At 32.9% G+C, this 10,870-nt stretch carries 10 protein-coding genes; 6 read left to right on the top strand and 4 right to left on the bottom strand.

Going from position 1 to position 10,870, the window contains the following annotated elements; genetic code table 11:
* Window positions 1-69: 69 nt before the first annotated feature.
* The 3 genes from LI951_RS14320 to LI951_RS14330 all read left to right on the top strand — a co-directional run bounded on the left by LI951_RS14320 (window position 70) and on the right by LI951_RS14330 (window position 6,051).
* Window positions 70-3,705 carry a hypothetical protein gene (locus tag LI951_RS14320; RefSeq protein ID WP_229442710.1) on the top strand — a complete coding sequence of 1,212 codons (3,636 nt, stop codon included), beginning with the start codon at window positions 70-72 and terminating at the stop codon, window positions 3,703-3,705.
* Between the two features lie 24 nt (window positions 3,706-3,729).
* Window positions 3,730-4,599 carry a bacteriophage abortive infection AbiH family protein gene (locus LI951_RS14325; protein WP_229442712.1) on the top strand — a complete coding sequence of 290 codons (870 nt, stop codon included), beginning with the start codon at window positions 3,730-3,732 and terminating at the stop codon, window positions 4,597-4,599.
* A gap of 204 nt (window positions 4,600-4,803) precedes the next feature.
* Entirely contained in the window at window positions 4,804-6,051 is a 1,248-nt protein-coding gene (locus LI951_RS14330) for an IS256 family transposase (RefSeq protein WP_229442713.1), read from the top strand.
* Between the two features lie 195 nt (window positions 6,052-6,246).
* Here LI951_RS14330 and LI951_RS14335 read toward each other — a convergent pair whose 3' ends face one another.
* The gene (locus LI951_RS14335) at window positions 6,247-6,972 is read right to left on the bottom strand and encodes a hypothetical protein (RefSeq protein WP_229442714.1); all 726 of its coding nucleotides are present in this window, start codon (window positions 6,970-6,972) and stop codon (window positions 6,247-6,249) included.
* A gap of 195 nt (window positions 6,973-7,167) precedes the next feature.
* Between LI951_RS14335 and LI951_RS14340 the strand changes: the two genes are divergently transcribed.
* The 3 genes from LI951_RS14340 to LI951_RS14350 all read left to right on the top strand — a co-directional run bounded on the left by LI951_RS14340 (window position 7,168) and on the right by LI951_RS14350 (window position 9,073).
* Window positions 7,168-7,368 (top strand): DUF3173 domain-containing protein, encoded by a 201-nt coding sequence (locus LI951_RS14340; RefSeq protein ID WP_080280324.1) that lies wholly within the window; start codon window positions 7,168-7,170, stop codon window positions 7,366-7,368.
* A 2-nt stretch (window positions 7,369-7,370) separates the two neighbouring features.
* A complete protein-coding gene (locus tag LI951_RS14345) occupies window positions 7,371-8,576 on the top strand; it encodes a tyrosine-type recombinase/integrase (protein WP_229442715.1) in 1,206 nt (401 codons plus the stop codon).
* 131 nt (window positions 8,577-8,707) lie between these two features.
* Complete coding sequence (locus LI951_RS14350) at window positions 8,708-9,073, top strand: hypothetical protein (RefSeq protein ID WP_229442716.1); 366 nt, start codon at window positions 8,708-8,710, stop codon at window positions 9,071-9,073.
* A 155-nt stretch (window positions 9,074-9,228) separates the two neighbouring features.
* Here LI951_RS14350 and LI951_RS14355 read toward each other — a convergent pair whose 3' ends face one another.
* The 3 genes from LI951_RS14355 to LI951_RS14365 all read right to left on the bottom strand — a co-directional run.
* Window positions 9,229-9,657, bottom strand: a complete 429-nt coding sequence (locus tag LI951_RS14355; protein ID WP_229442717.1) for a pre-toxin TG domain-containing protein — start codon at window positions 9,655-9,657, stop codon at window positions 9,229-9,231.
* 301 nt (window positions 9,658-9,958) lie between these two features.
* Entirely contained in the window at window positions 9,959-10,381 is a 423-nt protein-coding gene (locus tag LI951_RS14360) for a hypothetical protein (RefSeq protein WP_202068605.1), read from the bottom strand.
* 18 nt (window positions 10,382-10,399) lie between these two features.
* On the bottom strand, window positions 10,400-10,870 hold a 471-nt coding region (locus LI951_RS14365; RefSeq protein ID WP_229442718.1), incomplete at its 5' end, for a hypothetical protein.

A 10,870-nucleotide genomic window follows, 5' to 3' on the forward strand; every position in this document is an offset into this window, starting at 1 on the left:
ACAAACAATAATAAATAATCTATTAATATTATTAATCAGATACTGATATACGCTAAAGGAGGTTTCAAAATGTCTAAGTTAAATAGATTACAATCTGAAATCAAATCTTTAGAAGGAGGGAAATTCCAAAAACTATGTGACAGTTATCTTTATAAAAAAAATGGATGGGACAATATACACTCGCTAGGTTCTATGGATGGGACAGACAAAACAACTAAAGGAATTCCAGATAGTTATTATCATGATAAAAAAAGTAATCAATATATTTTAGTTATGTACGGGACAAGAAAAGATGCAACAGCAAAATTGAAAGTGGATATTGAAGAGGCAATTACAAAATCAAAGTTAGAAAAAAATGATATAAAACAAATTGTTTGTTGCCATACATCTTCCAATATTACAGTAGCACAGGACAAAGAACTAAAAACACTTGCTGAGCCAATCGAATTAGAGTTAATCGGAATTGACACATTGTCTCAAGAACTCTTACAAATCAAGTATCAAGATTTAGCTTTTGACCATTTAGGTATTTCCAAAGGTACTGATCAAGTTTGGTCATTGGAAAAATTTATTGAAATCCATGATAGCAGTAAAACTAATGCCTCATTGATGAATCAGTATATTGATGATAAAGAATTAGTACTCTCCGCTTTAAATTTACTCAGTAATACACAAGCCTTACTTTTAGTAGGTAAGTCTGGTACAGGTAAAACTAGGTTGGCCGTTGAAATTTGTAAAAAATTACCTAATGATGCTCATATTATTTGTGTTAAGAGTAATTCAGAACCCGTCTATCAGGATATAAAAGATTCTTTAAATCCTGATCGTGTTAATTATTTGTTTTTAGATGACGCCAATGTTGTTACTAATATGAATGCTATTCTCTCATTATTGATGTTACCTGATATGGAGAAAAATCTAAAAATTATTATGACAGTTAGAGACTATGCGTTACCATATCTTAAAGAAAAACTTATAGATATTGAGTTTCAAAGATTCGATGTAACTAATTCTCATGATAAAGATTTAAGAAAGGTAATATCTGGTATTACTGGTGCTATTCCTAATTTTATTGAAGATAGAATCATAAAATTAGCAAATGGAAACAACAGGATAGCTGTATTAGCTGCAATGATGTTTAATGAACAAGGGGCTGATGGGATAAATGACAGTAGAAGCATTTTAGAATCATACTACGAAAAAATACTTAACGATAATAATCTATCTAGCAATCAATCAAAAACCTTATTTATCTTAAGCTTTATTCAAAAAACAAAACTTGAAAATGAGGGTATACTAATGGATATGCTATGTTTAGTTTCTTTATCATTTGAAGAGTTTAAACAGTCTCTTTACGAGCTTCACCATAAGGAACTATGTGACATATACAATGATAAGGTCTCAAAAATAACTGACCAAAGTCTTAAAGACTATGTCCTTTATAAAAATATTATGAAAGATAAAAAAATATCTTTAGAAAAATTATTTAAAAAATTGTATCCAAAATACTCAAAAACTATTATTACTTCTTTAAATAGCGCTAATATAATCGACTCTAGCGATCAAAGAAATGAGTTTTTAAAACAAGAACTAAAAAAAATATGGAATCACATTATTCAATCTGAAAACCAAATAGATTTTTTGATACAATACTCTCCGCTCTTACTCCTTGAAACAACAGAATTTATTGTTGATTTTATCGAAAAAGAAAAAAATATTTCAGAATTTAAATTCACTCAAGAAGAGTTTGATAAAAATAAAAATCAACAGAGCGTTTCAGACAAAATTATCATATTACTATGTTCATTATCAGATACAGAAAAATATAGTGATGCTGGACAACTGCTGATTAATTACTTTAAGAAAAGACCAGATAAAATTATGCAAGTGTATAGTGCAATTATCAATTATTTTGGATTAGATTCAGAATCGCAAAAGTATTATGATAAAATGCAAACGATTTTGAGTGTTCTACAAGCAATTGAAAATAAAAACTTGTTAGTAACTATATTGTTTGTGAATGTAGCGGAAGAGTTTCTAAAATTGAATGGTAGTACATTTAACAGGAACGGAGAACTTAAATTCTATTTGCTGAAAGATGGAGAACCTTTAAGAAGACTTCATAGGTTTATTTTGCAGGCTTTATCTGATATTTATGTCCACTCTAGTAATGATGCTAAGATATTGATTGAAAAATTATTGTTTGATTTCCCTGTTTATGAAGCTTTGAATGGTTTTCAACAATTAATTGAGTCCGATTTGAAAATAATCGAATCATCATTTTTTAATATAAACAATGTAACTCTAGTCCAAGAAAATATAATTTCAAATTTTAAATTTATCACGGAAAAACTTAAAATCGACTATGTTCCTTTTAATACATTCACTATATCCAATCGCCAAGAACTATATAACGTTTTAACTTCTAGATATTTATCAGATGAGTGGGATAACTACAATGATTACCAAATAGAACGAACTAATGAAATTACTTCCTATTTTACTTCTATTGATAAAAATGGCTTAAAAGTAATTTTTGAATATATTGTATCATTTAAGAAAAATGATATCATGGATGATTACAAAATAGATGACGGCTTACTGTTATTATTTAGATCTCTAGATAAAGATATGCAAAATATGTATCTGTGTATAATACTAAATTGCGACTATGAATCCATGATTTATTTACCACAGAGTTATTTTGATAAACTTTCATTTGAAGATGTAGAAGAAATAATTAATTCTGCTACGCATACTATTTCATTGGAGTGGAAGTTAGCAAATTTATTACGATGTGAAGTAATAGATAACAGTAAGGTAAATGAAATAGAGAATTTAATTGAGCAGTCTGATTCGAATTTATTCAAGAAGTATAGCATTTTATCATTTGAGGTATATATAAAATATAGCGAAAAAATTTTAGATACCATAATCCAAACGTATAAGTTAGGCAAAATCAATCCAAATTTTTTCATTCCTCGTAATATCGGAGAAGGTGATGCAAAAAAATATATTGATCTGATTGGTGTAGATATAATCAAAAGTTTATACATTGAAAATTTAAAATATCAGCTAGATTGGTCAGGGTATCTGTTCAAAACAATAAATGAATCTAATGATGATCAATTTATTGTTGATTTCTTAAAAAAATTATCAGATCTTCGTCTTAAATCGGAAGTCCGGGTTGATAACTACGAACATCATTTAAAAGGGATATGGGATTATCCTAATTCTGAAATAGTTATTAATTTGTATCTTGACTATCTGATAGAACAACAGAAAGTAATTTATGTTGGCTTGGATTCTGTTTTAGAAAAAATAATGAAGGGTAATCTTACCAGAGCAAAAGATTTTATAGAAAATAGATTACGAAAAGAGGCTAATACAGAAAATAAACACTTACTAAATATAGCCAATATTATTTTTGATAGTGACACTAGAATCTATTTCTTTAGAATACTTAAGGAAATAGAAACACCGTTTGAACAATTTAAAGAGATACAATTTTTACCTTTAGAAAGCAGTTGGAGTGGCAGTCGAGTGCCATTACTAGATATAGATATTGAATTTATTAACAAATTATTAGTGATATTCAACGGTTTAGACTATATAAAATACGAAATATATCTAAATCAGTTAAAAAATGAAATCATTCAACTAAAAGAAAATGAGTTAGTTTCAGATTATTTAAATGATGAGTAGTCGAAAAAGGTGGGTGCCAAAGTAATGAAATTATTTATCATCGGAAATGGGTTTGATCTATACCATGGACTCCCTACAAACTATAGTAAATTTATTTTGTTTTTAAAAGATAACTATTACGAAGTATATGAGGGGCTTATCAAGGTTATCGGGAAGTATTCTACTACTCATTTTACAATAGACGTCGCTGATAAAGGATATAATTGGGCAGAATTAGAAGATATGATTGGAAGTTTAGAACCTTTAGAACTAGTTGAAGAATATAGGGATTGGCGTTCGCCAAATGATTATAACGGTGGACCCAATAAAGAGATAGAGAAGATGCTTAACTTTGGTATGAAGACAAGCTCATATCTCTCTTCATGGATAAAAGAAGTTAATCAGAATCTGGACAAAGTAGAAAAAGTAAATGAGATAGTTAACCTTATAGGTGAAACAGACAGTGTTCTCTCTTTTAACTATACACTAACCCTAGAAAAAATTTATAAAATACCCAATATTTTTCATATACATGGTTCACTTCCTAAAAAATTAATTATGGGACATTCTGAAGATTACAATGTACAAGGAGACGATTTTGGTATTAACTTGGTTAATGAAAAATATGTGAAAAAATATTTTAAGAAAACAAGAAAAAAAACTTCGAATATAATTAGTAAAAACTGTGATTTTTTCAATAAGCAAAATTTAGAAAAAGTTACTGATGTTTATGTATTGGGGCATTCCATGAATGGAATAGATATGCCATATTTTCAAGAAGTTATTAAATTAACCCATAAAAATGTAGTTTGGCATATTGTATATTACGATACTAATGATATTGATAATTTTGACAGTATGACTAATAAACTAGGGATTGTAAAAAAACATTTTATAAATTGGAATGAATTGTAATGATGCATTTAAGTATTGATAACAAACTACCACAGGTATAATCATGGAGGTATTCCCTCTAGCTTTAAGTACAGCAATAAAAAGGAATGCTTACATAGGCACTCCGAGAGTGTAAAATAAACCGTGTAAGTAACCACTATCCTAGGAATGAGGTTGCTTTACGGTTTTTCTTTTTCTACAATAAAAGAGAGAGGTGAGGAACCCATGGCGAAAAAGAAACGAAATCCTGACTCCGTAAAGCTGGCTGAATCCATTCTCAATGCTTACCAGCCTGAATCAGTTGAGGATATGCAGGAAGCACTAAAGGATGTGTTTGGTCCCTTGTTTGAAAAGATGCTGCAGGGAGAGTTAAACAATCACTTAGGTTATGATGCTCATTCGAAAGAGATCAAAGAACATGGAAATCGTCGCAATGGCTATGGAAATAAGACACTTAAGACGAGTTTTGGTGAAGTACCAATTGAGGTGCCCAGAGACCGTGAGGCCTCCTTTGAGCCGGAGTTAATCCCAAAAAGAAAACGAGATGTCTCAGCGATCGAAGGCAAAGTACTTTCCATGTATGCCCGCGGATTGAGTCAACGCGATATTGCTGCTACGATTGAAGAAATCTATGGTTTTACTATTTCTCATGAAATGATCTCTGATATTACAGATGCGGTGTTGCCTGAACTGGAAGAATGGCAAACGCGTCCTTTAGCGAAATGTTACGCTTTCCTGTTTGTTGATTGTATGTATGTTACCCTGCGAGAAAATTATGAAACGAAGGAATACGCTGTGTATACCATTCTGGGCTATGATTTAAAAGGAAACAAGGAGATTTTAGGTCTTTGGCTCAATCAGACAGAATCTAAAAATCGCTGGATGCAGATTTTTGATGAATTAAAAGCCAGGGGGATAGAAGAGATTTTCTTTATTTCCATGGACGGTGTTTCCGGCCTCGAAGAAGGCGCAAAAACGATGTTTCCTTCCGTCATTGTTCAACGATGTATTGTTCATCTTGTGCGAAACGCCTTACGCTATATTCCAAGCAAGGACTATAAAGAGGTTTGTAAAGACATGAAGAAATTCTATGGGGCTTCGTCACTAAAAGCGGCTCAAGCTTCTTTTGAGCACTTTCAGCAGCGTTGGTCCCATCATTCTGGTGCTGTGGATGTATGGAAGCGCCATTTTGCACATGTAGAACAGTTATTTGACTATGGCAGTGCCATTCGAAAAATTATGTACACAACAAATGCGGTTGAAAGTGTCCATTCAAGTTTTAGAAAAGTGACAAAAAAAGGGGCATTTCCTAATGAGAATGCCCTCCTTAAATTACTCTATTTACGTGTAAAAGAACTGGATAAAAAGTGGTCTGGCGGGTGTATTCAAAACTGGTCCATGGTATTGAATCAGCTAATGATCAATGATACCTTCTCTAGCAGAATCGAGAAGTATGTTCAGTATCTTCCTTGATGAAGAAGGTAGTCTTATTCAAGTGCGCCTTGTCTGGAATCGCGTCTTACTCTTTATAGGTGCTCCTTTTATGGAACTACCTTTCCTTCCTTTTTGAAAACTTACACACTTTACTTGACAAACCCGGCACTTCCTTTTTTTAGTTGACCTAAGTGCTTCTTATAGACATATCCTAATCTAAAAATAATTCAGGATTCAATTTTTTTCTTTCTTAATCTTTTCTAGATTGTTTAATATTTTATCCAACTTCTTATTCAGCCCCATCAACTGCTCAAAATACGCATCTGTCCGATTAATCAACAAATCATCAGTACTTTTACTATGCTGCTTAATAAAGCCTGCCATCTGCTGCAACTCGCCTGCTCTCGCTTCTATTGCACTTGATTCCGCAATGAGTCTTTCTTTTGTACGCTCCAACTCCTTGTTTCTATGAACCAAGAATTTATTTTGACCTATTAAGCTATAGTAGTTTTTAATCACAACTTTATCTACAAGTTCATTTACATATTCAGTAATATCAATGATCCCTGCACCATTGATTTTTTCGTCTTTATAATTACTTGTTAAATATCCTTTTAAGTCCGCCGTTATTTCTTTCTTCCATTCATCATTCACAAAAAGATCGATTGGCTCTTCTTGAATTTTTTTATGTGTATCAGAAAGTGCAAAAGTTCGTACTGCTTCAACTGCTGCATGATTATATAAAGTTAACGGACGTCCTTTACCACCAGTTTTTTCATTTTTCGTTTTCGGCTTACCAACAAATCCAATCTCTTTGTCAAAATCAACTTCTGAAATAGCTCGTAAAAAAGAGGCCTTCGATACCTTTTTACCATTTTCAGCCAACTCTTCTATTGCTTCATTTGTCGTATACCACGTTTGTTTTAGCTCTTCAATTATCTTTCTTTGTTGTTCATCCATTAAACTTCACCTCCGAAATTAAATAAGCTTGCTATATCAGTCATTGTATCATTTTTTCAGGTCTGATAAGAAAAAATCAATCATAGATAATTAAGTTAGGAAGTAAATGCGCACCTATTTCTATGATAGCAACTGCTAGCTACAAAAAAGCAGTGTTAAAAATCAGCTAGCGATTTTTAACCTAAAGGAAATTCTATGTATAAGAAAAATATGGTTTCAAAAACAGACCTTGAAAAATTGGGCTTTAAAACAAATCAATCCGTGACAATTATTCGGCAGGCAAAAATTAAGATGGTAAACGCTGGTTATCCATACTATAATAATAAAAGGGTCGGGGTTGTACCTCGACATATAGTTGAAGAAATTATCGGTATTCCTCTTGAATTGGAGGAATAACCATGGCGAAAACAAAATATCCTTGTGTATATCAAGATGCTAAAGGACGTTTTTCATATCTAATTGAACTTGGATTAGATAAAGTCACTGGCAAACGGATTCAGAAAAAAGGAACAAAAGACCAACTTGGGAAACGGTTTACCTCAGCAAAAGCAGCACACCAAGAAGTCATGCGAATTAAAAGTGAATACCTCAAAAGTAATGGCTTTGCCAACTATGATTTAACCTATGAAGAATTTATGGAGCAATCTTACATTCCTCATTATCAATCTTCTGTACAGCGAAGCACCTGGTCTTCACGGGAATGTGGATTAAGACAAATTACTGACCATTTTGCCGATAAGAAATTGCGAGAAATCACTGTACTAGACTGCGAGAACTATCGTATTTGGTTACTAACTCAAAGCGGATATTCTCAGGCATACAGTTCATTGATGTATGGTATGTTTCGTAAATCGCTTAATTATGCTGTTACTTTGCAGTTCTTGAATGAAAATATTTCTATGAGAACTAAGGCGATTCCTAAAGGAAAATCTGTTGTTGCCTATTGGACAAAGGAAGAATTTGAACAAGTTCTATCTGTTGTTTATAAGAATGATTTTTATGAGCATATGTGTTTTGTAATGATTTGGCTGTACTATATGACAGGTGTTCGTGTCAGTGAAGGTCTGGCCTTAAACTGGAATGATGTTGACTTGAAGCGAAAGAAGTTAAGAGTTCACCATACTTTGGACATGAAGAACCAAAGCGATTTTATTCGTAAACCTTACACTAAAACGGAGAGCGGTATGCGAATCATTTCATTAGATGATGATACCGTTTCAGTGCTAATAGAGTGGAAAAAAGTTCAGAAAAATCAAGGCGTTGAACAATTTATTTTGAGTTATACAGACTTACCTTTATACCGTTCAACAGTCCAACGCATTATTGAGCGCCATGCTAAACTTGCAAAAGTTCATCCTATCCAAGGAAAAGGATTACGACATTCACATGTCAGCTACCTAATCAATGAATTTAATGCAGATATCCTTGTTGTATCTCAACGTTTAGGACATTCGTCACCAGAAATTACATTGAAACACTATGCGCATCTCTGGAGCCGTAATGATGAGGGAATTGCTGAACAAATGACGGGAAACATCCAATTTACTTTTGCAAAGGAATCAAAAATACCTAATTTTAGTGGAAATCAGGCAGTAAAAATATAACCCTACCATTTCCCTACCAAAATGATGTTTTCTGGTGACAAACGTTGATATAACAGCGTTTAAAACTTGAAAATTACGTGGAGTGGGAAGACATTCTTTCATTCTATCAAAAGCGCTGGGAAATCGAGAAATTGTGGCAGACAGTAAAAAACAAATTAAAAATTGAACAGGTTTCGGGCAGACATCCAATTTGTGTTTATCAAGATTTTTTGGCCCAAGGATTTGTTTACAACATGGTTCAGGATGTAATGACTCACCTAAATCAGACCAAGAAAGAGCCAACCAAGAAAATCAATGAAAATAGAGCGATTGGCTTGTGGAAAGATCAGTTGATTGACATTGTCCTTGAAAATGACAACAAGCAAAAGCTGCATCTGTTTAAAAAAATGGAAGAGGATATATTGCGATCCGTTTATCTTCCACGAAGCTCCCCAAGGAACAAGCGAAAATACAAGCACCACAATAAATATAAACAAAATCAAAAACCAAGTTTCTAAAAAAGGACACCTCTATTTTATGCAGTGAAGTGACCCCAAAAAGTTAGACCAAAAATCTAACTTTTGGAGGTCGGTTCACAGAGAGCAGCCTTTTTTTTAGGTACACGTTCCACTGATGAGTCATTCGCACAGCAAGTTGTTTCTCATGAACTTTCTCAATGGATAGATACACTTACCACATGTTTTCTCTTTCTTAAGTTGACGATATTACCTGTCAGCTCCAGCATTTCCTCACTATATTTCCCCAACATTTCCGAAAACTCATCCCCGTACTTTCGCATCAGGTCCATAGCTTCATCTGTATATTTTCCCAGCTTCAACACATCCACTACTTTGCCAAACGGAACAAAATCCAGTGCCATCATAAACCCTGAAAACGCTCGTTCTCCTATAGTCAGTTTCCCATAGGTATTAAAATTCCTCCCTGTAAAAAATTGGTACACATCCGACAGGAAAAGCTCTGTCATCAAATCCATTGTCTGCAACATTATATCCGCACTGGAGCCCTGCCCATTTGTTTCTATGATTACGCTGCCCTTTTCCCCCACTTTTTCTACTTTAAAATCCCGACTAAAAACACACATTAAATAACTATAAGAAAATTTATTCGTTCATCTGTAGGCACACTGAATAAACCCCAATAACAATAAGATGTTATTATTGGACTTTTTCACTATTCAGTGTTTTACACAATCCTCAACTCTAAAAATATGATTTATTTTAGTAACTTGCTTTTGTTTGCTATTGGCAACTTGATTAGTGAGTTCACGCTTACTAGTCAAGGCTTTATCACTCGATTACCAGTCTCGTGATAAAGTACCTTTTTATTTTTTATGAAAAAATCAAATAAATTAAATACTTGCACTTGCACTAAATAAATATTAATTAGAAATCCGAATATGGAAATTCTTCCAAGCCAATAGCTTCAATGCTTTCACAATAAAAGTTAATAAAACCATATCCATCATTTTCTCCATAACCACTATCATCATGTACGTGAAAACGCATATCATTAGGAAAATCAACCTTTTCTTCTCTCATATCATGTATGATAAGCCTTCCAATAGGGGAATAGTTAACTTCTCTCAACGATAATTGTCTTACATTTACAAATCGTAACTTTTCTAAAAAAATTTGGTTGTTTGCTACATTCGCAATCTTAGTATCTATGTTCAAAATTGTTAATTGCTCATTAAAAATATTTTCTTCTATACCAAAGTCTATCCGCATGATTTGCTTATCATACCAACCTAACGCTACATCCCTTTTAGATTGCAATTTTTCGTAGTTTTTTATATAATTCTTCATTATCCATCCCCCTAAAGTTTACTTCAAAAACTTAATAGTGTTAGTATTTTTATCTATTTCTCCTAGTCGAAGTATACCATTCTCATCCAAGAAATATTTTGCCTCATTTGCAGATAATCCTCCATCAAACCATTGATATTCATGTATATGAGGATTTGTATGATGCGCTTTGTTTCCATGATACGAATAATCAATTCTCATACTCTGTTTTCCATTTTGATCGTAAATCACTATTGATTTTTCTACTTCTCCACTTGAACCCAGCCTTTCAAATTCTATTTTGCTATTTGGCGTTCCATCCATAGATGAGTAGTTATTTTTATAGTATTCATCTGGTAAGAACGGTTCTTTGGCAAAGTCATCTACAGCCCCACCAGCTTTCTTACCAGCACTTGCCGCTTCATCCCCATGTTTGCTGGCGCTTATCGCTAAGTCATCGCCATATCTGGCTGCATCATCAAGATAACTCGATGGGATACCTGCCAGCTC

This window comes from Enterococcus sp. BWT-B8, from assembly GCF_020567625.1.
Lineage (GTDB): Bacteria > Bacillota > Bacilli > Lactobacillales > Enterococcaceae > Enterococcus_L.

Excerpts from the sequence above, each read along its gene's own strand:
- LI951_RS14330 (WP_229442713.1), top strand. The coding sequence starts at position 4,804 with ATGGCGAAAAAGAAACGAAATCCTGACTCCGTAAAGCTGGCTGAATCC.
- LI951_RS14335 (WP_229442714.1), bottom strand. The coding sequence starts at position 6,972 with ATGGATGAACAACAAAGAAAGATAATTGAAGAGCTAAAACAAACGTGG.
- LI951_RS14360 (WP_202068605.1), bottom strand. The coding sequence starts at position 10,381 with ATGAAGAATTATATAAAAAACTACGAAAAATTGCAATCTAAAAGGGAT.
- LI951_RS14320 (WP_229442710.1), top strand. The coding sequence starts at position 70 with ATGTCTAAGTTAAATAGATTACAATCTGAAATCAAATCTTTAGAAGGA.
- LI951_RS14325 (WP_229442712.1), top strand. The coding sequence starts at position 3,730 with ATGAAATTATTTATCATCGGAAATGGGTTTGATCTATACCATGGACTC.
- LI951_RS14345 (WP_229442715.1), top strand. The coding sequence starts at position 7,371 with ATGGCGAAAACAAAATATCCTTGTGTATATCAAGATGCTAAAGGACGT.
- LI951_RS14340 (WP_080280324.1), top strand. The coding sequence starts at position 7,168 with ATGTATAAGAAAAATATGGTTTCAAAAACAGACCTTGAAAAATTGGGC.
- LI951_RS14355 (WP_229442717.1), bottom strand. The coding sequence starts at position 9,657 with ATGTGTGTTTTTAGTCGGGATTTTAAAGTAGAAAAAGTGGGGGAAAAG.